Genomic DNA, 22,386 nt, shown 5'->3' with positions numbered 1-22,386 from the left:
GGGTGGATGCGATGATGCGCACGGAACGGAACGGGGACCCGATATGACCGACTATGGACGAGAGCTCCGTTTCGGGGTGTTCGTGACCCCCAGTCCAGACCTCCTCGACAACAGTTATGCGATCGCCGATCTCGCCGACGAACACCTGGACTTCATTGGGGTACAGGACCATCCGTATCAGAAGCACTTCCTTGACGCCTGGGCGTTCATGGCGACGCTGCTGGCGCGCACCGAACGGGTGCGGGTGGTACCCGACGTGGCCAACCTGCCGCTGCACAATCCCGCCGTCATCGCCAAGGCGGCGGCGAGCCTGGATGTCATCTCCGGCGGCCGGATGGAACTGGCTCTGGGAGCCGGGGCGTTCTGGGACGCCGTCGTTGCCATGGGTGGTCCGCGGCGCTCGCCGGGGGAGGCCGCCCAGGCGTTGCGCGACGCCGTCGAGGTGACGCGGCTGATGTGGTCGGGGCAGCGGTCTGTCAGTTACGGCGGGGAGTTCTACCGGCTCAAGGGTCTACACCCGGGGCCGCAGCCGGCCCACGACATGCAGATCTGGCTGGGCGTCGGCGGACCAAAGCTGCTGCGCTACCTCGGCAGCCATGCAGACGGGTGGCTTCCGTCGAACTCCTACTTCCCGCCAACGGCACTTCCGGCAATGAACGCCCAGATCGACCGCGGTGCCGCCGAGGTGGGCCGCAATCCAAGTTCGATCGTGCGGGCCTACAACGTGTTCGGCGAGATCGGCACAGATGCATCCGGAGATCCGTTCCGGGGACCGCTGTCGCAGTGGACCGACAACCTGACGACGCTCGCCGTCGAGAGCGGAATGGACACCTTCATCTTCGGTGCGCCCGACGACGACTTCACTCAGACGCGACGCTTCGCCGAGGAGGTCGTGCCCGCGGTGCGGCAAGCGGTCGCCGAGCATCGCCGGTGAGGCGACTTGGGGTTCCGCGCAACGATCGCGCGATTCGCCCGGCGGCCCAAAGTCCGTAGAGGGCTGCGTGTTTGGACACCAGGCCGGAGACGGGCGCGAGGACTACGTGGCGCAGCCCGGAATCGCCGAATGCCCGCAACTTGGCCGCCACCTGTGGGGGAGTTCCCCAGAGCAGGGGGCCCTCGGCCATGAGGGTGGCTGGTACGGCGGCGATGGCCTCGTCGATGGTCCGACGGTCGTAGCGGTCGGGCACGAACTCGACGAGGGCGTTGAAGTGCTCGCCGAACGGGTGCGCGGCGCCGGCTTGGCGCCACACCTCGGCGGGCGCCATGAGGCCCAGCGAGCGGATCGCCTTCGTCTCGAGCATGGCCCGGGCTTCGTGCTCGGTGTGAGCGATCACCGCGAAGCGATGTAGTGCGGGCGTGATCGCGGCGGGGTCGCGCCCGGCGTCGCGTGCCGCGGCTCGTACGGTCGCGAGTTTGGTCGCGTACTCATGTGGCGACACCACGGCAGTCGGGTACCACCCGTCCCCGTAGCGTCCGGTCAACCCGAGCATGCGCGCACCGTGCCCGGCGACCCAGATCTGTGGTGTCCTGCCCCGCGCGGGTTTGAGCTCCATGCGTGCATGGTCGAGGCGGAAATGCTTGCCGGAAAAAGTGATTGGTTCATTGGAGCTCAGGCACAGTCGAATGATCTGGAGTGCCTCCTCCAAGCGGGTGACCGGATCGGAGGCGTCCAGACCATAGGGGTCGATGTTCATCCGCTCCCCGGCACCGATGCCGAGGATCGGAGCTCTCTGGGTGAGGTGCGACAGCGTCATCATGGCCTGCGCGATCAGTACCGGATGACGCCGGATCGGCTCGGTCACCCCGACGCCCAGACGCAGTCGCCCCATCCGCGATGCGAGGTAGCCGAGCAGCACCTGGTAGTCGAAGAACTCGTGCGGTGTGCGACGTTGCCTGGCCAGCCAGGTCAGGTCCTCATCCCAGATCGCGCTCGGGAAGATGTTCTGGAAGTGGTCGATGAGCATCACCGAGTCCAGCCGCATCGCGCGCGCCCCGAGCAAGAACGCACGGGTGACGCCGAGCGGGGGTTGAGTGCCCAGCTGAAGTCCGACCGCGATCCCCGGGCCGGTCACGATGGCCTATCCGCGTTGTCCCGCAGTTGCGCGTGGCGATGTGCGATGACCACCTTGTAGACCTCGAACCAGGCGACGCCGATCATCCCGGCCACGATCGCCGCGCCCCACTGGGCGAGCGAGACGGGACCGAAGTTGAAGGCATGGCGCAATCCTGGAACGGAGAGAACAGCGGCGAGTAGCAGCGCGGCCCCGCCTAGAATCCACTTCACCATCGGATTGCGCCGCTGTTGGAAGGTCCGCCACACCGGTAGTCGCCACGAGCGATTCACCAGGATGAGCGCCAGATTGCCGATGACCAGCGTGGCGAAGGTGACCGAGCGGGCCACGTCGTCGGGTTGGCCGCCGAGGACGGCCCACAGATACACCGCGACGGTGGCGACCAATACCGACAAGCCCTGTAGCGCAGCGACGGCCAGCACCTGCCTGTCGAACATCGGCTCATGCAGTCCGCGTGGCGGTGATTCCATGATGTTCGGATCGATCTGCTCGGCCTCGAAGACCACCGAGCAGGCCGGATCGATGATGAGCTCGAGGAACGCAATCTGGACGGGCAGCAGGACGAGGGGCCAGTCCGCGATGAACACCGGTATGAGAGACATGCCCACGATCGGTACGTGCACCGCGATGGCGTAGGACATGGCCTTGCGCAAGTTGCCGAAGATGCCACGGCCCTGACGTACGCCGCCCACGATCGAGCTGAAATCATCGTCGGTGATCACCAATGCGGCAGATTCCCGGGCGACGTCGGTGCCGCGGGCACCCATCGCGATGCCGATGTCGGCGGCGCGTAGCGCGGGAGCGTCGTTGACCCCGTCCCCGGTCATTCCGACCACCTCGCCGTTGGCCTGCAGTGCCCGGACGAGCTGAAGCTTCTGCTCGGGCACCATCCGGGCGAACACATTCGTCGACTGAATCCGCTGGGCCAGTTCACCTTCGGACATCCCCTGCAGTTCAGCGCCGGTGATGGCCCCGGCGCTGACATCGAGCCCGATCTCGCGGGCGATGGCCAGCGCGGTGCCGGGATAGTCACCGGTGATCATGATGGTCCGGATCGCTGCGCGTCGGCATTCGGCGACGGCGTCGGCTACGCCGGGGCGAACCGGGTCTTGCAGGCCGACCAATCCCAGGTACTCGAATTCGAAATCGTGCTGCTGAGCGGGCAGCGCATCGTCGGCGTCGAATCGTGCGCAGGCCACGGCAAGTACACGCTGGCCGCCGGCGGTGGTGTGCTCTACGTGCGTGGTGAGCGCCGCAAGTCGGTCGCCGTCGAGGTGACACAGATCGGCGATCGCTTCGGGCGCACCCTTGGCGGCGATGACGAAGTGGTCCTGAGTCGGTGAGCGCCACACGTGTGAGAGCGCCAACAGTCGTTCGGATAGTGGGTATTCCCGGACCAGTTCCCAATCGGTGTGCAGGTACGGGGTCCCCGACAGGTACCGCTCACCGAGCTGCTTGAACGCCTTGTCCATGGGATCGAAGGGATCGATCGGGGAGGCGAGCACGGAGAACTCCACGATGGGGTGAAACACCTCAGGAAGTGGGTGCTCATCACAGGTGAACGTCTGTCCGTCGACGATCAGTTGCTGCACCGTCATCTGGTTCAACGTCAAGGTGCCGGTCTTGTCCACGCACAAGACGGTCGCCGATCCCAGTGTCTCGACCACCGGGGGCCGGCGCGTGAGGACATGCTTGCGCGACATCCGCCACGCGCCGAGTGCCATGAATACGGTCAGCACGACCGGAAACTCCTCGGGCAGCAGCGACATCGCGGTCGCGATGCCGGCCAGCAGCCCGGCCAGCCAGTTGCCGCGAGTCAACCCATAGACGGTGACCACGACAATCGCGGCAGCCGCGCCGAAGCCGGCCAATACCCTTACCAACCGGTCTATTTCGCGTTGTAGCGGGGTGCGCTGCGGCTCGATGGTCCGCAGCGCAGCGCCGATCTTTCCCAACTCGGTGTTCACGCCGGTTGCGTTGACGACGGCCAGGGCGTGCCCTTTGACCACCAGGGTCCCGGAGAACACCCAGGGTGTCGCGTCGCCACCAGCCCGCCCCATGGTCGTCGAGAGCGCTGAAGGCTCGATCGCCACCTTCCGGACCGGCACGGACTCTCCGGTCAGCGCTGATTCATCGACCGAGAAGTTGGCGCATTCGACCAACGCCGCGTCGGCGGGCACCCGATCGCCCTCGGCCAGCAGCAGCAGGTCGCCCCGCACCACCTCCCGGCCTGTGACGCGTCGTTGCTCGCCGTCTCGGACCACCAGCGCCCGTGGCGACGACAATTCCCTCAGCGCGGCCAAGGCCCGTTGTGTCTTGTGCTCCTGGTAGATCGTGATCGTGATCACCACGATCACGAAGGCCATCAACATCGCGCCGTCGAGCGGGTCGGACAGCAGGAAATTGACCGTGCCCGCGGCCAGTAGAAGCAGGAGCATCGGCTGACGGATTACGCTCCAGGCTTCCCGGAATATGTTGCGCTGCTTGGCGGTCGGTAACTCATTCGGTCCGTCGGCCGCCAGCCGGATCGCGGCCTGCTCCGACGTCAACCCGCTGACCACGTCGGCAACGGTGGCCGACGAATCGCACTCGGCGCTCGTCATTGCCCCGGGAGAAGCACGGTGCGAAGCCCTGGGGGCAGTTGTTCCGAGGCTCTCTCCACGTGCGCCACCGGCAGGTGGTGCAATGCTCCGGCCGTGGTCACGGCGGCCGCCTTCGTCGCAATCGACATGAACTGACTCCTTCGCACCGGCACTGCCGCAAGTCAAGCCAGCCCTCGACCTGTCGAGCTAGTGCCAAAAGTCCTGAACCGGCTCCCTGATGGCCGGAATCCCCAGCGGCTAGGGACTTCTGTCCCTAGCCGCCGGGGCGTGGGGAAGTCCAGGCTGAATTGGCAAATGCAGGTCGCCGGCGGTGAAAAGCGACGCGACAAGGGCGGGCAGATCCGGATCGCGGAAGCGCTCACGCCGCATCGATCCCGACGGCGGTCCATCGCCTGAAACAGGGAAAGGGAACATCATGAACCGCGAAGTGTGCAAATTCTTCTCCGGATCGTTCGCGGCGCTGGCATACGCGCACGCCGCATATGCCGTGGCCACGTCACGGGGCATCGTCGACGAGCCAGTCTTCCTCGGCAGGAGGTGGGGTGTCGGATACATGTGGACCGAGGCCGCTGTCTACTCAGCCGTCAGTCTGGCACTCGGGTACGTTGGCTGGACCTCCAACGCGCGAGCGCAGCTGCAGGAACCGCCGACCGCGGCGACCGAAGGACAGAGCAAGCAATCTGAGGGTGCTGGTGGCCCGTCGCTCGTGACCCACTGATCCGTGTCGAAAGCCCCAGAGCCGGCCCGGCTACTGCTCGACCAGCTACGCGACGAACGCAGTCGCCGCGTCGTCTTGATATCGCACTGCCTTTTGAACGAGAACACCCGTTACGCCGGTGGAGCTACCCGGCCCGGGGGGGGGGGGGGGGGGGGGGGTGGCCGAGCTCATCGATGAGCTGATCACTTCGGGCTATGGCATTCATCAACTGCCGTGCCCGGAGCGGCTGGCGTGGGGCGGCGTGCTCAAACGCCGCAGCCTGCGGCTCTACCACTCCAAAGGCCGACCGCTGTATGCACTGCGCGGTGGATTGCTCACCGTGTTCCTCTGGTGGACCAAGGCCGTTTACCGGCGTCTGGCGTGGCGGGTCGCACACGATGTGGCCGATTATGAACGGGCGGGCATCACGGTAGCCGGCATCGTCGGGATCGGCGCCTCGCCGTCGTGCGGGGTGTGCACCACCCTCGACATGCGCGCTTCGCTGGAGGTGGTCGCCACCTGCCCGGCGACGGCGCTGACGCGAGATGTGATGAACGAGCGTGCCGTTCTGGGGTGTCGCCGCAGCGGCGAGGGCCTGTTCATCGCGGCGCTCGGTAGGGAGCTGAAGCGTCGAGGATTGACGCTGCCGGCACTCGAACATGATCTCGCCGCAGAACTGCGAGGGGAGCGCCAGACGGTGTTGGTCACCCCGCCACCGCGGGTCCTGGGCGTGCTCTCGCAGACCCCACGTACTGCTCAGTTGAGGGAAGACGGATAGCGCACGTGTGCGGGCTGACGTATGCCGGTGTGTCGTGGGACGCCCATCGTTGCATCCGTGAGGGGCGAGCGGGCATCGAACGACGTCAGCGACAGCGCCTGCAAAAGATCGTCGCCTACGCTCGGGCGCACTCCACATATTACGGCCGCATCTACCGCAATGTGCCTGAATTACTCTCCGGCATCGGTGAATTGCCCGTGGTCACCAAGGCCGAGCTGATGAGCCACTTCGATGACTGGGTGACCGACCCGGCGGTGACCAAGGCACGAATCGAGGTGTTCCTTGCCGATTCGGGCAACGTCGGGCGCGACTTTCTGGATCGATATGTGGTGTGTACGACGTCCGGAGCAACCGGCATTCCGGCGATCCTGCTGCACGATCACACCGCGCTGGTTGTCTACAACGTGTTGGGGTACGTCCGATCTCTGTCGGTGTTTTGGCATTCGCGGGGACTGGCGTGGGCGCTGGTGCGCGGGCGTGGCCGACTTGCCGCGGTTTTCGTCACCGGAGGGCACTTTCTCGGCAACACGATGATGGCTCGACGCATCCGGAAGATTCCGTCGCGAAGGAGAATGCAGCGCATCTTCTCAGCCCTGGAACCGCTTGCCGAACTGGTTTCAGACCTGAATGCCTTTGCACCTGTCGTACTCGGCGGCTACCCCAGCGCGCTGGAAACGCTGGCCCACGAGCAGCGAGCCGGGCGGCTACATATCCACCCTGTGCTGATCAACGCCGCCGGCGAGACGCTGGCGCCCGCCAAACGTCAGCTGATCGGCACGGCGTTCGACTGTCGGGTGGGCAATTACTACGGATCTTCCGAAGCTGTCGGCCTGACCTACGAATGCACCGCGCAACGGCTGCACATCAACAGCGACTGGTACATCGTCGAACCCGTCGACGCGGGCAACCGTCCCGTTCCGGCTGGGCATCTCTCCGACGGTGTGCTGATCACCAATCTGGCCAACAGGATTCAACCGATCATCCGCTACCACATGGGCGACCGAGTGACGATGGATGCAGTCCCGTGCATCTGCGGGAGCCCTTTTCCGTCGATTGACGTGGTCGGTCGCACCGACGACATCCTGACGTTTCCCACACCGCAGGGCCACGAGGTCCAGATCCTTCCACTGGCCATCGCGACAGTGGCCGAAGAAACTCCCGGCGTGGCTGGCTGCCAGCTCATTCAACGCACACCGTTGAGTCTGACGGTGCGTCTGCGCGTGAAGGACGGCGACGATCAAGAAGTGGTATGGGCAGAGTTACGAAACCGATTGGCGGCCTTCTTGTCTGCTCACGGGGCGACCACGATCACGATTGAGAAGGCGGACGAGTTGCCCGCGCCGCATCCGCTCAGCGGAAAGTTCCGCCAGGTCTACTCCGAGCTCACACCTCGGCGTCAGTGAGCCGACGACGCACAAGCAACACCTGGCGGATTCCTTGTGTGGACACCCCGTGTCAGGCCGACGGCGCGGTTGCGGCACCGATCGTGGACAGAATGGTCTCGCGGGCGTCGGGGTCGCTGATCACACTGCGCGCCACCGCGGTCAGGTGAACCCGGTGGGCCTGTGCGTAGCCGCGCAGCAGGCCGAACGCGTTCTCGACCGAGACGTGCAGCCGCTCGGACAGGAAACCCTTGGCCTGCTCCACCACGACGCGACTGGTCAACGCAGTCTGCAAGCGTGGCACCACGGTCGCCGGCGTGGGTGCGTGATCCTGCAGGATCGCCACGCACGCGACGTGGGCCAGCGTCTGGGCCACCAGCAGGTCGGCCTCGTTGAGGTCGCCGGTGTCGGCACCGAACAACCCGAGTGCGCCCAACACCGTGCCGGCCGCGCGCATCGGTACGGCATGGACGGACGCGAATCCGGCCTCGGTGGCTGCCGGCACGAACCGTGGCCACCTGTGCGCCTGGAGAGGAAGATCCGGGACCGAAACGGGTCGTCCGCCGGCAAAGCAGTCCAGGCAGGGACCTTCCTCGGCCTGCAGTTGAAACAGCTCCAGATCGCTGGACTGCTCTGAGGTGGCGGCCATCAGGTGCAACTGCCGGTGCGGGTCGGCGAGCAGCAGACCGGCCGCATCCACGTCGAGAAGCGCCGCGCAACGGTGGGTGAGGTCGGTCAAGTTCTCGACTAGGTCGAAATCATCGAGCAGGCTGTCCACCAACGACACCACTGCTTCGAGAACGCGGGTCTCCCGCGGTGCCTCGGTCATGACAGGTCCCTTCCCGCGCCGGTCATCAGTCGGCCTCCAGTCGCAGTCGCCGGGCCAGAATGTCGCGGGCCACCTCGGTGGCGCTGCGATTGGTCGCGTACGCATGTGCCCGCAGCCGAACGAGCGCAGTGTGGGCCGGGATATTGAGTTGCGCCATGATCATGCCGGTGGCCTGGCTCACCTCCGCCCGGGTCAGCACGTTGAACTCCGACCACGCGTCGCTCCCGGGGATGACGGCCGCGTCGTGCAGCTTCCGATCGAGCAGATCAAGCATCGGGATCCGCGCCAGTTCGGCGGCCGCCACCACTCCGGCCACCTGCTGGGGCGCCAACCCGATCGGGTCTGCCTGGAAGAAGTCCAAGGCACCGACGAACTCGCCCGCCACCACGATCGGCATGGCGTAGACCCCATGTATGCGATTGGCGAGCATTGCCGGACCGTATGCAGGCCAACGAATTTCGGAAGGATCAGCCAGATCGACGGACACCACCGGCGCGCGGCGGGCGACGGCGTCCAGGCAAGGTCCTTCACCGTAGGTGAACTGCGCTTCGTCGTACCGGCGGGCCGCGGCACCGCTGGCGCCGAGCGTCCCGTGATTGGTGCCGTCGAACACCAGGGATATCGCCGCGGCGTCGATGCCCAGTAGTGCCACACACGACTCGCACAGCCGATCCGCGGCAGCCGAGCCGCGATGGTCACCCATTGCAGCCAGCAGCGATTCCTCGATGGTGGCCACCGTCAGGCCACCGCGCCCGAGCCGTGGAGAACCGCGATGCACTTCGCCATCATCGTCCCTCGATTCACGTGCCCTCTTTGCAGGCTACTCGTCACCGGCGGTAGGCCGGTGGTGGGAATTCGGCGGCGATCAGTGCCTGCGCGACGTCGACCACCTTGCTGTTCGATATCTGGGACAGGCTCTTCAGCAGTTCGAAAGCGCGGACGGCATCGACGCGATACCGCTCCATGATCATGCCCTTTGCCTGACCGATGAGGTCGCGGCTGGCCAGTGCGCTGCGAAATTGCTCCTGACGCCGTACGACTGCCCATGCGAACGAAACGTGGGTGGCGAAGATCAGTCCGAGTTCGATTGATTCGTCGTCGAACGCGTGCGGCTGTTCGGCGTAAAAGTTCAAGGCACCCATCGTGGGACCGTCGGCGAACAACTCGAAGGCCATCACCGAGCGGATGGGACTTTGGCTCAACGCATCGTGGCGGTAGCGGGGCCAGCGATGATCCGTCTCGAGGTCGTGGATGTGCATCGTGGCGTGCTCCCAGGCGGCCGAGACACAGGGGCCTTCCTGGTAGCGCTGCTGGATCTCGTCCAACAGCGCGGGATAACGATGCGAAGCCGCCACCGTGGTGATGCCGGCCGCACGGTCGGCCACCGTGATGCCCGCATACTGGGCGCCGGCCACGTGTTGGCATGCGCTGTCGATCAGATCGCGAAGTCCGGCGGCCTCCGGTGCGGTACCACGATGGACCTCAGCCACCAGCGCCGCGAGCTGTGCGGCGATGGACTGCGGGTACGTGGGCACACCGTCACTCTAACGGTCTGGTCGCAATGGAACCGATGGTCAGCGAGAAGAACAGTGCCAGAACATATTCAGCCGTTCAGCGTACAGGTGACGGCGTGGTCGTGATGGCAATCCGCGAACTGAAGTCGATCATCCCTCCGCCGCGAGATCCGGCGAAGCGGAACCAGTTGCCGATTCACCTGTCTACGATGAGCGGCATCTCATCACAGGGGGCACGCATGACCGAACTCCGTTCCGCCGAGCGAGCCCGCAATCGCTGACCTCGTTTCGAGTGACGGCGGCACCGGGTGGGTGGAGCCCGGGGTCGCTGCAACGTTCACGTTGTCCGATCTGATTGCCGGGATTGAAGAGCGCCGACAGGTCGAGATTGCGATCGGGGTGCTGATGGCCTTGTGCAATTGCTCGCAGGACGACGCGCTCACGGACTTCGGTGATGCGGTGCGCGAATCACGGGTGAAGGCGATCGACCTCGCCACCGCGCTGATAGAGGCCGCCGACGGCACCCTGCCTCCAGGGTGTGGCGCCGAGGTGCATCGCCGCTGGGGTCATTTGCTGTAGGGGAGAGAACGCGCCGTCACAACCGGATTCGTTTCCCTGTGGTCCCGAGCGGTGTGATCGCCGCATTCGTGTCGCGGTGTCCGGTCCGCCAACTGACATCGACGAAACCATAGGTGCTGCAAAAGGTTTGGTCTGGCCTTCGGCTCGGCGGGGCGGTCATGGACCTTGCGTCTGCTGCGCTGTTGCCGCTCGGCGTATACTGGACGATATCGGCGGTATCCCGCACACCTGGCCAACTAGAGCCGTGTCATCGCTGATCCGAAGTATCTGGCTGATCGCCAAGAATGGACCGTCGTCATGACGTCACACCAGTCACGCAAGAATGATTCGAACGGAACGGTTCCGGCGGAGACGCCGCGACTGCGCCTGAAGCCCAAGGCGCCCCCGCAGGGCCGGTCGGACGGGGCGTGGTGGCCGCACGACGGCGACCTTGCTGCCGAGTTGCCTGATCTGTTGGCAGTGCTGTCGGTTCGTCTCGGTCGTATCGAGCGAGTGTTGTACAACGTCAATGAGTGGACGGCGCCGCCACGCAAGCTCGTCACAGGTGGCCGAACCGTTCGTCTCGACGGATATGTGCGGCAACCTGCCGGCACGATCGAGATTCTCGGGCTGGACGGGGAACGCGTGATCGTGGAGGTCATTCCGCCGGGTGAGGAGGCTGGTTCCGCGCACAGCAAGATGATGGCTGCGGCGCAACCAGCCGATGTGGATGCGTCTGAGGCCATACAGCGCCCGTCGGCCACACAGCGTCCATCGCTGATGGCGATGGGAACTTGACCGGCGCCCACCGATGCTGCCGGCGACGTATTCGTTCTCGCGCGAGATCATCTGTGTACCAGTTGATTCGATGAGCCGGCGGGACTGCACTCGGTCCCGGTCGGCGATGTGTCACATGCAGTGTCGCCAGGGAGTAGCGTAGAGAGTGTTGAGCGGTGTCATATTTGACCTAACAGGCTTGACGGAACAGGACGCCATGAACGCCCCGACAACCATCCGTACGCCCTACCAAAGGCGCGTCGAACTCGTCAAAGAGACTCTGCTGACCTCGGCGACCCTCGATGACGACAGCGCCGGCAAGCTCGCCGTGCAGGTGCTGCATGCGCTCGACACCATCCCCGAGAAGATCCGCTAGAGCGATCGCACTGGGCCAGGAGTGGTGCCCTGACCGCCTCTGGCGCTCCGAAAATGTGTTTGCGCAGGTCAGATGTTGTTTTTGAAGATCGGCCCCGACCACAGGTCGGGGCCGATCCTTCTTTCATCGGTCCGTAGCGGGCGTGCCACTGCTCGCCTCGCTAAGGTGAGCCGGAATCAAGCATGTAGGCGTGGCACTGTCGGCACGCCGCCGTAGCAGTTCTCGTGAACATATGGATCGGCGGAAACCATCAGCATTCTCATCCGTGAGGTCGGAGCCCATCTCGACGTGGACATCGCCGCCCCGGCTGCCCTGGAGTTTCAAATTGCCGTCGCTCCGCATCCCGGAGCGCAGGTATCGGAGTCGTTGACCTTCGTCTTGAACGGACAGTCGGTCTGTCCGGAGGAGATCACCGGTGTACACGGCAACAGGATCCACAAACTGGAAGCAGCCGCGGGCTGGCTGACCGTCGACTACGCCGCGACGATCGTCGGCCGGAGCGAACCCGCACCGGTCACCGATTACGACCTGTCCCAGTATCTGCGGCCGAGCCGATACGCCGAATCGGACAAATTCTTCGGTTTCGCCGGGTTCGAGTTCGGTCAATTCAGCGACAAGGCAACGCTGTTGGCCAAGATCTCATCCTGGGTCGGGGCCCGTTTGAGCTATGTGCCCGGATCCAGCGACCCCATCGACGGCGCCGAGGACACCTTGCTGGCGGGCGCGGGAGTGTGCCGCGACTACGCCCATCTGGTCGTCGCGCTGCTGCGGGCGGTGAACGTCCCGGCCCGCCTGGTCGCGGCGTACGCGCCGGGTTGCGTCCCCATGGATTTTCACGCCGTCGCCGAGGCTTTCGTGGACGGGCAGTGGCGCGTCGTGGATGCCACCTGCCTGGCGCCGCGCCAGACGCTGGTCCGGATCGCCACCGGACGCGACGCCGCGGACACAGCCTTCCTCGACAATCACGGCGGTTCGATCACCCTCACCAACATGGTGGTGACCGCGACGACCAATCAGGACCTGCCGTTCGACCCCCTCGATGAGTTGGTGTCGATCGGTTGATGGCCGGACGGTCGGGTCTGCCTTCGATCGCCATGCCCCGGCCCGCGCTGCGCGCCGTCGTTGACGATGTCTAGATCAGGCGGCTGGATGAGACGGCTGGATTAGAACCCGCCGCTCCTGGGTATCCCATCCTTTGTCGGAGTCGTCAATAACTTTAGGAGCGTCAGGTGATCGTCTTAGGCATCATCCTCATCGCGATCGGCTATCTTTTGCCGGTCCCGGCCGTTATCGCCACCATTGGCTGGATCGTTCTGGTCGTAGGCCTGGTGCTATTGGTTCTGGGCCAGATCGGGCGCCCGATCGGGGGCCGAAAAGTCTGGTATTGATCGCGCGGTAGTGCCGCGCGACCGTCGTATACCGAAGTGCCCTCAGCGTTCTGGCCGGGGGCACTTCGGCACGCGGATGACCCGAAGCCCGTGTGCGGCCACTCAACCCGTGTTCACTCCGCCGGCCCGTGACTCGGCAGCGGCCTTCTTGTCCGCGTACATGAGCTCGTCGGCGAGGGTGAGTAGTTCATCCAGGGTGGGTGAGGACTCCGGATGGGTCAGGGCCAGGCCCACACTCGCAGACAACCGATAGGGGCGTGCCTGCGTCGTGTTGAACGTCCCGAACGCCTCGGCCAGACGATCCTTGAGTCCGGCCGTGTCTCGGCCGGGTTCGGTGACCAGCACACAGAACTCGTCACCACCTATCCGGGCAAGGATGTCCGACTCGCGAAGCATGGTCCGCAGCACCTCACCCACGTCGGCGATGAGTGAGTCGCCGGCGTCATGTCCCAGCTCGTCGTTCACCCGTTTGAGCCCGTCGACATCGATATAGGCGAGCAGACAGTGGTGGTTGTTCCGGCGGGCCGCGCGCAGCGCGGACTCGCCGAGAAGGTAGAAGCCGCGGCGATTGGTGAGCCCAGTCAGGTCGTCGGTGAGGGACATCTGGTGGATCTCCTCGTTCGCCCGCTCGAGATCGGCGGTGCGATCACGCACCCGCTGCTCCAACTCCGCGTAGATACGCACGTTCTCCATGGCGATCGAAGTGGAGTCCGCGAGGGCCTGCAACAGGGACACTTCGCGTGAGGTCGCGGCACGTTCCTGAGCCCAGTAGGCGCCGATCGCCCCGACCGGGTCGAGTGTGCGGATCGGTACCATCACCAGGCTGTGGACGAAGGTCGGGCGGTACGCGGCGTGCGGGATACGGGCATCGGCATAGATGTCCGGGATGACGACGGCGGCGCGGTTGAGCATGACCCACCCGCTGATACAGGTCGTCATGGGAAAGCGGCCGCCCTTCCACAGCGGGGCAAGGGCGTCCTCGTCGGCGTAGTAACACATCCCGTCGTCGCGCAGCACGAAGGTGGTGCCGTCGCAGCCGATGAGCTCGCGCGCCGAGGTGCGCACGATCCGCTGGATGTCGGACAGGCTGCGCGCGAGTGACAATTCCTGCACCGCATGCACCAGGCGTTCCATGCCGCGTAGATAGTCGACTTCGGTGAACCGATCGTCGTACCCGTCGCTCGGCCTGGGCGATACCAGCGGGGCGTTCAGACCCACCTCCTGCGGGCTTCGATTCTGCTTGCGGTGGGGGACAGCGCCAACTGCGAAGTCACCTTACCGGCGGTTCGCTGAGATGGCGCGCGGCCGCGGAAGGCTGCGCCATCGTGTGGTGTCACATTGTGTGAACGGTTGCCGAAGCCCGGTCGGCGTGCGCGGCTGCCTGAGTCGGCGTTGCTTAGGTTAGCCTGCACTGCATGGGAACCGCGCAGGGTATCGTCACCGAAGTCAGCGATATCGGCCCACATATCCGCCGGGTGGTGTTCGAGGTGCCGGATCTGGACTCGCTCGGATTGCCCGACGCCGGCGACGCCGCACTCGGCATCTACTTTCCCGAGCCGGGGCAGCCCGGTCCGCCAGAGATGGACGGTGAACCCGAGGGCCGCAATTACAGCGTGCGTCGCCGTGACGGACGGGAGGTCACCTGCGACTTCGTCCTGCATGAACGCGGGCTGGCCACCCGATGGGTACGGCGGGCGACCCCGGGCCAGCGGGTCGCGGTGGACCACGCGCGCAGCTGGTACCGACCCGAGCCGGCCACCTCATGGCAGCTGCTGGTGGCTGACCTGTCCGGCCTTCCGGCACTGGCCCGCATACTGGACGAACTTCCGGCCGATACCGAGGCCGCAGCGATCGTGGAGGTCGTCGACCGCGCCGATCTGAACTATCTGCCGCAGCGGTCCGATATTCCCGTCGTGGTCACCATCGGCACCGGGAACGGACTCGCCCCCAGCAGGCTGCCCGAGCTGGTCCGCGCCCACCCACATCCCGGCGGCCGGGGATACTGCTGGTTCGCAGGGGAAGCGCAGGCCACCCGCATGGTCCGCAAGTACCTGCGCAGCGAATATGGTTGGGTGGCAGACCAATACGACATCGTCGGCTATTGGCGCTTCGACTCCGAGACCTGGGATCGCAAGTACGAGGCGGTCAGTGTCGAGGTCGAAGCCATCTACGAGCGTGCGTTGGCCGAGGGTAAGAGTGCGAAGGCCGCGGCCGAGGAATACGACCTGGCGCTCGAGCGCGTGGGTCTGTAGGCAGCTGTAGCTCATGGCGATAGCGACCGCGGAACCCGAACTCGGTGCCCCGCAGCGCAGGCGTCTGGCCGGACTGGCGTTCTGTGCTGCGGTGCTGCTGCTGGTGTGCGTTCTGAGCCTGGCCGTCGGCACACAAACCGTCGATCTGTCCACGGTCTGGCACGCCGTGACCGACTACACCGACACCGGCAACCAGTGGATCGTGTATGAACTGCGCATCCCGCGCACCGTGTTGGGCATCGTCGTCGGCATCGCGCTCGGCCTGTCCGGGGCGCTGATCCAGGGCATCACCCGCAACCCGTTGGCCGACAGTCAGATCTTGGGCCTGGAAGGGGTTGCCGGGCTGTTCGTGGTGTCGGCGATCGCGTTCTTGGGCTTTCACTCGCTGTCGAGTTACCTCTGGTTCGCCTTTCTCGGCACCTTCGTGGCGATGCTCGCGGTCTACGGGGTGGCCGCGTCCGGCCGGCTGACGGCAACGCCGGTGCGGATGCTGTTGGCCGGCGTCGCGATAGGCGCGGTGGCCGACGGGATCTCGTTCGCCATCCGGCTGCGTCACCCGCGGGCCTTCGACTCGATGCGATTCTGGGACGCCGGCGCGCTCGACGGCAGGCCATTGGAGGTCGCCGCCACGGTCGTCCCGTTCGTCATCGTCGGTGCGGTGCTGTGTCTGTACGTCAGCCATGGGCTCAACGCCGTCGCGCTCGGCGATGATCTCGCGGTGGCCATGGGCGGCAACGTGGTCCGCACCAGAGTGCTCGGGCTGCTGGCGGTGACCTTGCTGACCGGCGCTGCGACGGCGGCGGCCGGGCCGATCGGATTCGTGGGGCTGATGGTGCCGCACGCCGTGCGATGGTTCACCGGGCCGGACTGGCGCTGGATCTGTGCCTACTGTGTGCTCGCCGCGCCGGCGCTACTGCTCGCAGCCGATGTGGTCGGTCGGATCGTGGTGCCACCGGGGGAACTGCCCGCCGGCATCGTCACCGCGTTCATCGGTGCCCCGGTGTTGATCTGGCTGGTCCGTCGTACCAAGGCGAGCGGCCTGTGAATCGGCTCGAGCCTGTCGATTTCGGGCGTCCTCAGCTGGTGCTACGCCGTGAACCGACACTGGCACTGCGGGCATCGTGGCGCAGCATTGTCGTGCTCTCGGCACTCGGGTTCGGGGCCTTGGTCCTGGCGGTGCTGGCGCTCGGCGTGGGGGAGTACCCGGTGTCACCCGCCGAGGTGATCGGCGTGCTGACCGGTCGGGAACAGGGTTTCGTCAATGTCCTGGTGCTGCAATGGCGACTGCCCAGAATTGTGCTCGCCCTGGTGATCGGTGCGGCCCTGGGCATGTCGGGCGCCATCTTCCAAGCGCTGACCCGAAACCCGCTGGGCAGTCCCGATGTCATCGGGTTCAACTTCGGCGCCTACGCCGGTGCGTTGGTGGTCATCGGCGCCTTCGGCGGCGGGTACTACCTCACCGCCCTCGGTGGGGTGATCGGTGGCCTGCTCACCGCGGTGGTGGTCTACCTCCTGGCCTACCGCAACGGGATGGCCGGCTTCCGGCTGATCATCGTCGGTATCGGCGTGGGCGCCATGCTCAGCTCACTGAATCAGTGGATCATCCTGAAAATCAAATTGCACCAGGCGATCACGGCGGCCGTCTGGCAGCAGGGCACCCTGAACGGGCTGCGCTGGGAACAGGCTGTGCCCGTGCTGGTGTGTGTCGCGATCGTGGTGGTCATCCTGGTGCCGATCGGCCCGCAGTTGTCGATCCTGCAGTTGGGTGACGACGCGGCCGGAGGTCTCGGACTTCAGCCCGAGCGAGCCCGCATCGCCTATTTCGGTGTGGGCGTGCTGCTCATCGCGGTGGCCACTGCGGCGGCCGGGCCCATCTCGTTCGTGGCGCTGGCCGCACCCCAACTGGCCCGTCGGGTGGTGGGCACACCGGGTGTCGGGCTGATCTCGTCGGCGGTCATGGGCGCGTTCCTGCTGCTGTCCAGCGATCTGATCGCTCTGAGAATCTTTGCCCCGGCCGAACTTCCGGTGGGCGCGGTCACCGTGGTGGCCGGCGGGGCGTATCTGATCTGGCTGCTTGTCATGCAGGCCCGGCGGCAGTAGAGGGGAAGTGCAATGACGGATCTGGGCGCACGCGGCTTGTCGCTGGGGTACGGCGATCGTCGCATCGTCGACGGATTGACGGTGGATATCGCCGAGGGCGCCATCACCGCGATCGTCGGGCCGAACGCCTGCGGCAAGTCCACCCTGTTGCGGGGGCTGGCGCGGTTGCTGCGTCCGGTGGCCGGTCAGGTCGTTCTCGACGGTGCCGATATCGCCGGGCTGCGGACCAAGGATGTTGCCCGCAAGCTGGGGCTACTGCCGCAGACCTCCATCGCCCCCGAGGGCATCACGGTCGCAGACCTGGTGGCACGCGGCAGGTTTCCGCATCAGCGGGTGTTACGGCAGTACTCGCGTTCCGACCAGCAGGCGGTGGCTGACGCCATGGCGGCCACCGGTGTCACCGCGATCTCCGGCCGGCCCGTCGATGAGCTCTCCGGCGGGCAGCGGCAGCGGGTGTGGGTGTCGATGGTGTTGGCGCAGGACACGCAGGTGATCCTGCTCGACGAGCCGACCACGTATCTGGACATCGCCCACCAGATCGAACTGCTGGACCTCTTCGTGGAACTGAACGCCGCCGAGGGCCGCACCATCGTGGCGGTGCTGCACGATCTGAACCATGCCTGCCGGTTCGCCGACCGGATCATCGCCATGAAGTCGGGTTCTATTGTGGCCCAAGGTGATCCGGACGCGGTGATCACCGCGGAACTGGTCGAGGAGGTCTACGGCCTGAGATGTCAGATCATCGACGACCCGGAGACCGGGACGCCGTTGGTGATACCCCGGGCATCCGCTCGCGACAAGGAGCGGGCGGACACCCGGGGTACGCGTTAAGAATTCGACAGGTCGGTGACCGGCTTGCCCGTCAGCGCGTTGCTCAGCTGCGGGGTCAGCACGTTCAGCGCGTACAGCAGCGCTTCGGGTCCGCTGTAGGTCAGCGCGCCACTCAGCGTGGAGTCCGAACCGGCATACAGCGTGCGGCCGTCCTGTACGACCTTCAGCCGGGAGAACGCCGGAGATCCTGCGACCTGTTCCTTGGAGAGGCCGTTGACGAACAGCACGTCACCCTCCAGCAGGGACAGTTTCTCGTCCGACACGTCACCGGAGTCCTGCTGGGCCTTGAAGCCCATCGCGTCGAACAACTGACGACGCGGATCGCCGGCCGGGAGCAGGTACTGCGAGTTCAATTCGGTGGTGTAGTCGGCGACCAGAGTCTTGTCGGCGAACTCGGGGTGCGCGGTCTTGGTCTCGTCGATCTTCGCCTTGACCTTGTCGACGAGGGTCTGCGCTTGTGTCTCCTTGCCCAGGGCCTTGCCGATCGTCAGAAGCTGCACGTCCCAGGGGGTTTCCTCGTCGGCGTACTTGTCGGATTGGACCACGGTCGGCGCAATTTGCGACAACTGGTCGTAGGTCTTCTTGTCGATGGTCTCGTAGATGGCGAAGATGACGTCCGGCTTTGCCTTGGCAATGGCCTCGTAGTTGATCTCGTCGCCCGGGATGACGGGCACACCCTTACCGTCGGTGGCCTCCTTCACCCACGGGAAGTCGTTGTAGTTGTCGAAAAAGCTGCGGGTACCCACCGGCACGACGCCGAGGGCGAGCACATCGTCCTGGTCGTTCCAGCCCACCGTGACCACCCGCTGCGGGTTGGCGGGAACCTTGGTTTCGCCGAATTTATGTGCGATGGAGACGGATTCCGCAGCCGCCGTGGTGCTGGAAGCGGCGTTCTCGTTCTTGGCGGTCGTCCCGCCGCAGCCGACCAAGAGGCCGGTGCCGAGCGCCGCAGCGGCCAACATGATGGTGGTACGCCGGAAGACCATTCCGAGGTTTGTAAGCGACATAAGGTTAGGTTAACCTACGCTCCGTGGCTGACTGCCAATCGGGTGCGAATTAACTTAACAACTGTTGGAGGGACATATGTTCCGAACCATGCTGGGGGGCAAGGTGCACCGCGCCACCGTCACCCAGGCCGATCTGCACTACGTAGGATCGATCACCATCGACCAAGACCTGATGCGAGCCGCCGATATCCTCGAGGGCGAGCAGGTCGACGTCGTGGACATCACCAACGGTGCGCGCCTGACCACGTACGCGATCACGGGAGTGGCCGGCTCCGGGGTGATCGGGATCAACGGGGCGGCAGCGCATTTGATCAATCCGGGCGACCTGGTCATCATCATGTCCTTCCGGACCCTCGACGACCGGGAGATCGCCGATCACGCACCCCGGGTGGTGCACGTCGATGAGCGCAATCGCATCGTGGCCCTGGGCTCCGACCCTTCCGAGCCGGTGCCCGGTGCGATCAACCAGATGGCGGGAGCCTGATGTCCTTCAGTTCCGGAAATGGCGATTCTGGCAACGCGATAGGCCGCGTGCTCGACGTTGTCGGCGTGGGCTTTGGCCCGTCGAACCTCGGTCTGGCAATTGCGATCGAGGAACACAACCACGACCGGGGCCCCAATCCGGCCATCGCCGCCGAGTTCATCGAGGCAAAGCCGGAATTCGGCTGGCACACAGGAATGCTCATTCCCGGCACGACGATGCAGATCTCGTTCCTGAAGGACTTGGCCAGCCAGCGCAACGTGCGCAGCAGGTACACCTTCCTGAGCTATCTGACCGACCGTGGCCGACTCAGTGACTTCATCAATCACCAGACGTTCTTCCCGACCAGGCTCGAGTTCCACGACTACCTGGAGTGGGCGGCGGCGCGGGTCGCAGCCACGGTGCACTACGGCACCCGCGCGCTGGCGGTGCGTGATGAGGGAGACTGGCTCGCCATCGATGTCGTACGCGATGGTCAGTCATCCACGCTGCGGGCCCGCGCCGTGGTGCTCGCAGGCGGGCTGCGGGCGCAGTTGCCGATCGGGGTCACCGAGACTGCGCGGCAGTTCCACAATCACGAGCTACTCACCAAGCTCCCGAAGGTACCCTCGACGACCAATCACCGGTTCGTCGTGGTGGGGGCCGGCCAGAGCGCGGCCGAGGTCACCGATTATCTGCACGTCACCTACCCCGATGCGGAGGTGCACGGGGTATTCGCCAAGTACGGCTACAGCCCGGCGGACGACAGTCCTTACGCCAACCGCGTTTTCGATCCCGCCGCAGTCGACGATTTCTACATGGCCGCGCCGACGGTCCGGCAGCGGCTGATGGACTACCACCGGGCCACCAACTACTCGTGCGTGGATCTGCCGCTCATCGAGGAGCTCTACACCCGCGAGTACGCCGAGCGGGTCGCGGGTAAGCGCCGGCTCTTCTTCCGCGGTGCGTCGAGCGTGCAGGGCACCGTGGAGCACGACACCGGTGTCCGGGTGACGATCGAGCATCACCCCACTCGCACGGTAGAGGTGTTGGACTGCGATGCAGTGGTCTACGCGACGGGCTTCATCCCGATGCCGTTGCCGGAGATACTCGGCGACCTGTACCAGGCGGGCGAATTCGGGGTGGATCTGCCCGAATTGACCCGCGACTATCGGTTGCGGACGTCCCGGGACATCTCCGGCGCCATCTACCTGCAGGGCGGCACCGAGCACACGCACGGACTGAGTTCATCGCTGCTGTCGAATGTCGCGGTCCGCAGCGGTGAGATCGTCGAGTCCATCGCGCGCCGCGTGGAGGCCGGTCGGCGTACCCACGATTTGGTCGGAGGTCGCTGATCGTTCGGAGGGCACTGACCCGATCGCGAAAGCGCTGGCACGGTAGCGGGGTTGGAGAAATCCAACCCCGCTACCGGAGGTTCACGGATGATCGGTCAGGTACCCGCCGCCGCGCCCGAAGTACTCCAGGGCGGGCAGTTCGGTACCGTCGTCCAGGCGAACCCGGTGGATCACCAGGCCGGGCTCCTGTCCGCGGTGGGCCTGGGCTCCGGTGACGATCACCATGCCGTCGCCTTCGGCGATGAAGACGCGACCCGGTGTGCCTCCGTATCGGTAACGCGATACCGCGGCTTTGAGGATCCGGATTCGTTCACCGCGGTAGTAGGTGACCGCATTCGGGTAGGGGTCGGACAAGGCGCGCACGAAGCGGTCCAATTCCACTGCGGACCAACGCCAGTCGATGAGACTGTCGCGTGCCGAGCGCTTGTGGAAGAACGTGCGCTCATCGAGGTTCTGGGGTGTCCAGGTGGCCGCGCCGCGTTCGATGAGGTCGAGGGACTCGATCAGCACCTCGGGAATGAGGTCGATGGTGGCGCGCACCAACTCGGTTCCGGTGTCCGCAGGACCGATCGGGATGGCGCGTTGCAGCACGATATCGCCGGTGTCCAGGTCGTCGTCCATCCGGTGAGCTGTCAGTCCAACCTCGTTGGCACCACTGATCATTGCCCAGATCACCGGCGAGAATCCGGTGAACCGGGGCAGCATCGAATCGTGCAGGTTGAGCGTGCCGTGCGGTGGTAGGTCGAACAACTCGCGCGGCAGCCAGGTCCGCCAGTTGTTGGCCACCATGATGTCGGGCTGCGCGCTGCGGACCCGCTCGATCAGGGCATCATCGGGTCGTTGGGCCAAACACACCGGAATACCGTGGTCGCGGGCCAGATCTTCGACGGAATCCGCCCAAATCGATTCGTAGGGCTGATCACTCGGCGGGTGGGTGACGACCAGCACGACTTCGTGAGGTGATTTGATGAGTGCCTCCAGGGTCTTGTGTCCCCAGGTCTGGTACCCGAACATTGCTACCCGCATGTCTCACCTTCTGTATCCGGCTGTCTTTGGCAAGCCTAACCTTTGATAGGGTGTCCAGGTTCAGGCGGGCGTGCCACAGGCACGCCGACAGCCACGCACTGCTGAGGAGACTTTGTGTCGGGCAACCCCTTTGACGACGAGACCGCGACGTTCTATGTGCTGGTCAACGACGAGGAACAACATTCGTTGTGGCCCACGTTCAAGCAGGTGCCGGGTGGATGGACCATCGCCTTCGGCGCCGATGGCCAGACCGGCCGCCAGGCCTGTCTGGATTACGTCGAGCAGAACTGGACGGACATGCGGCCGAAAAGCCTTCGGCTGCGGATGGCTGCGGCGGACGGCCCGGCGCTGGGTGACGGCTCATCGTAAGCACCGGCGGCG

Annotated in this window: 24 protein-coding genes and 1 pseudogene; 17 read left to right on the top strand and 8 right to left on the bottom strand. The window is 65.4% G+C overall.

From position 1 onward, the window contains the following. The first annotated feature begins 43 nt into the window (after positions 1–43). Positions 44–934: an LLM class flavin-dependent oxidoreductase gene (locus QN239_RS23330; protein ID WP_499014045.1), complete on the top strand. Its 891-nt coding sequence runs from the start codon at positions 44–46 to the stop codon at positions 932–934. Here the strand turns inward: QN239_RS23330 and QN239_RS23325 are convergent. Both QN239_RS23325 and QN239_RS23320 read right to left on the bottom strand, forming a co-directional pair. Continuing rightward, positions 861–2,072: an LLM class flavin-dependent oxidoreductase gene (locus QN239_RS23325; protein ID WP_499014042.1), complete on the bottom strand. Its 1,212-nt coding sequence runs from the start codon at positions 2,070–2,072 to the stop codon at positions 861–863. The genes QN239_RS23330 and QN239_RS23325 overlap by 74 nt on opposite strands. Next, positions 2,069–4,675: a cation-translocating P-type ATPase gene (locus QN239_RS23320; protein ID WP_499014040.1), complete on the bottom strand. Its 2,607-nt coding sequence runs from the start codon at positions 4,673–4,675 to the stop codon at positions 2,069–2,071. Before QN239_RS23320 ends, QN239_RS23325 begins: the two co-directional genes overlap by 4 nt. Positions 4,676–5,090: 415 nt before the next feature. Between QN239_RS23320 and QN239_RS23315 the strand changes: the two genes are divergently transcribed. The 3 genes from QN239_RS23315 (at position 5,091) to QN239_RS23305 (ending at position 7,553) form a co-directional block, all read left to right on the top strand. Next, positions 5,091–5,393 carry a hypothetical protein gene (locus QN239_RS23315; RefSeq protein ID WP_499014037.1) on the top strand — a complete coding sequence of 101 codons (303 nt, stop codon included), beginning with the start codon at positions 5,091–5,093 and terminating at the stop codon, positions 5,391–5,393. Between the two features lie 157 nt (positions 5,394–5,550). Further along, positions 5,551–6,150, top strand: coding sequence for a hypothetical protein (locus tag QN239_RS23310; RefSeq protein ID WP_499014034.1), 600 nt, complete (start codon positions 5,551–5,553; stop codon positions 6,148–6,150). A 5-nt stretch (positions 6,151–6,155) separates the two neighbouring features. Further along, on the top strand, positions 6,156–7,553 hold the full coding sequence (locus tag QN239_RS23305) for a phenylacetate--CoA ligase family protein (RefSeq protein WP_499014031.1): 1,398 nt from the start codon (positions 6,156–6,158) through the stop codon (positions 7,551–7,553). Between the two features lie 52 nt (positions 7,554–7,605). Here QN239_RS23305 and QN239_RS23300 read toward each other — a convergent pair whose 3' ends face one another. From QN239_RS23300 to QN239_RS23290, 3 genes are all read right to left on the bottom strand, one after another. After that, complete coding sequence (locus QN239_RS23300) at positions 7,606–8,361, bottom strand: ANTAR domain-containing protein (RefSeq protein ID WP_499014029.1); 756 nt, start codon at positions 8,359–8,361, stop codon at positions 7,606–7,608. Between the two features lie 25 nt (positions 8,362–8,386). Further along, positions 8,387–9,064: a GAF and ANTAR domain-containing protein gene (locus tag QN239_RS23295; RefSeq protein ID WP_499016944.1), complete on the bottom strand. Its 678-nt coding sequence runs from the start codon at positions 9,062–9,064 to the stop codon at positions 8,387–8,389. A gap of 124 nt (positions 9,065–9,188) precedes the next feature. After that, positions 9,189–9,896 (bottom strand): GAF and ANTAR domain-containing protein, encoded by a 708-nt coding sequence (locus tag QN239_RS23290; RefSeq protein ID WP_499014026.1) that lies wholly within the window; start codon positions 9,894–9,896, stop codon positions 9,189–9,191. Positions 9,897–9,931: 35 nt separating this feature from the next. Here QN239_RS23290 and QN239_RS23285 point away from each other — a divergent pair, with 35 nt between their 5' ends. From QN239_RS23285 to QN239_RS23260, 6 genes and pseudogenes are all read left to right on the top strand, one after another. After that, positions 9,932–10,156, top strand: coding sequence for a hypothetical protein (locus QN239_RS23285; protein ID WP_499014023.1), 225 nt, complete (start codon positions 9,932–9,934; stop codon positions 10,154–10,156). 61 nt (positions 10,157–10,217) lie between these two features. Continuing rightward, positions 10,218–10,454: an ANTAR domain-containing protein gene (locus tag QN239_RS23280; protein WP_499014020.1), complete on the top strand. Its 237-nt coding sequence runs from the start codon at positions 10,218–10,220 to the stop codon at positions 10,452–10,454. A 297-nt stretch (positions 10,455–10,751) separates the two neighbouring features. Then, a pseudogene (locus QN239_RS23275) lies at positions 10,752–11,153 on the top strand (DUF5994 family protein); the annotation flags it as partial. 274 nt (positions 11,154–11,427) lie between these two features. Further along, a complete protein-coding gene (locus tag QN239_RS23270; RefSeq protein ID WP_170847159.1) occupies positions 11,428–11,586 on the top strand; it encodes a DUF6307 family protein in 159 nt (52 codons plus the stop codon). Positions 11,587–11,841: 255 nt separating this feature from the next. After that, a complete protein-coding gene (locus QN239_RS23265) occupies positions 11,842–12,648 on the top strand; it encodes a transglutaminase-like domain-containing protein (protein WP_090355153.1) in 807 nt (268 codons plus the stop codon). 167 nt (positions 12,649–12,815) lie between these two features. After that, a complete protein-coding gene (locus QN239_RS23260; RefSeq protein WP_090355150.1) occupies positions 12,816–12,974 on the top strand; it encodes a DUF6131 family protein in 159 nt (52 codons plus the stop codon). A 102-nt stretch (positions 12,975–13,076) separates the two neighbouring features. On the opposite strand, the gene QN239_RS23255 is transcribed toward QN239_RS23260, so the two are convergent. Next, positions 13,077–14,186 carry a GGDEF domain-containing protein gene (locus QN239_RS23255; protein ID WP_499016942.1) on the bottom strand — a complete coding sequence of 370 codons (1,110 nt, stop codon included), beginning with the start codon at positions 14,184–14,186 and terminating at the stop codon, positions 13,077–13,079. Between the two features lie 203 nt (positions 14,187–14,389). On the opposite strand from QN239_RS23255, the gene QN239_RS23250 reads away from it, so the two are divergent. The 4 genes from QN239_RS23250 to QN239_RS23235 are packed head-to-tail and all read left to right on the top strand — an operon-like array spanning position 14,390 to position 18,157. Then, positions 14,390–15,226, top strand: coding sequence for a siderophore-interacting protein (locus tag QN239_RS23250; protein WP_499014017.1), 837 nt, complete (start codon positions 14,390–14,392; stop codon positions 15,224–15,226). Positions 15,227–15,239: 13 nt separating this feature from the next. Further along, positions 15,240–16,271: an iron chelate uptake ABC transporter family permease subunit gene (locus tag QN239_RS23245; RefSeq protein ID WP_499014015.1), complete on the top strand. Its 1,032-nt coding sequence runs from the start codon at positions 15,240–15,242 to the stop codon at positions 16,269–16,271. Further along, positions 16,268–17,326 (top strand): FecCD family ABC transporter permease, encoded by a 1,059-nt coding sequence (locus QN239_RS23240; protein WP_499014013.1) that lies wholly within the window; start codon positions 16,268–16,270, stop codon positions 17,324–17,326. The genes QN239_RS23245 and QN239_RS23240 overlap by 4 nt, the downstream gene beginning before the upstream one ends. A gap of 12 nt (positions 17,327–17,338) precedes the next feature. Beyond that, complete coding sequence (locus tag QN239_RS23235; RefSeq protein ID WP_499014010.1) at positions 17,339–18,157, top strand: ABC transporter ATP-binding protein; 819 nt, start codon at positions 17,339–17,341, stop codon at positions 18,155–18,157. Here QN239_RS23235 and QN239_RS23230 read toward each other — a convergent pair. After that, entirely contained in the window at positions 18,154–19,164 is a 1,011-nt protein-coding gene (locus QN239_RS23230; RefSeq protein ID WP_499014008.1) for an iron-siderophore ABC transporter substrate-binding protein, read from the bottom strand. The two genes, QN239_RS23235 and QN239_RS23230, sit on opposite strands and share 4 nt — an antisense overlap. A gap of 76 nt (positions 19,165–19,240) precedes the next feature. Between QN239_RS23230 and panD the strand changes: the two genes are divergently transcribed. Then, a complete protein-coding gene (gene panD / locus QN239_RS23225; RefSeq protein WP_499014005.1) occupies positions 19,241–19,648 on the top strand; it encodes an aspartate 1-decarboxylase in 408 nt (135 codons plus the stop codon). Continuing rightward, complete coding sequence (locus tag QN239_RS23220) at positions 19,648–20,979, top strand: lysine N(6)-hydroxylase/L-ornithine N(5)-oxygenase family protein (RefSeq protein WP_499014003.1); 1,332 nt, start codon at positions 19,648–19,650, stop codon at positions 20,977–20,979. The genes panD and QN239_RS23220 overlap by 1 nt, the downstream gene beginning before the upstream one ends. Before the next feature lie 81 nt (positions 20,980–21,060). Here QN239_RS23220 and QN239_RS23215 read toward each other — a convergent pair whose 3' ends face one another. Beyond that, positions 21,061–22,005, bottom strand: a complete 945-nt coding sequence (locus QN239_RS23215; protein ID WP_499014001.1) for a methionyl-tRNA formyltransferase — start codon at positions 22,003–22,005, stop codon at positions 21,061–21,063. Positions 22,006–22,119: 114 nt separating this feature from the next. Here QN239_RS23215 and QN239_RS23210 point away from each other — a divergent pair, with 114 nt between their 5' ends. Next, on the top strand, positions 22,120–22,374 hold the full coding sequence (locus QN239_RS23210) for an MbtH family protein (protein WP_499013998.1): 255 nt from the start codon (positions 22,120–22,122) through the stop codon (positions 22,372–22,374). Positions 22,375–22,386: the final 12 nt, after the last annotated feature.

The organism is Mycolicibacterium sp. Y3, from assembly GCF_051188035.1.
In the GTDB taxonomy this organism is placed as follows: Bacteria; Actinomycetota; Actinomycetes; order Mycobacteriales; family Mycobacteriaceae; genus Mycobacterium; species Mycobacterium fluoranthenivorans.
Note: the sequence above shows the minus strand (reverse complement) of the source record. Positions and strands in the feature narration are given on the sequence as shown.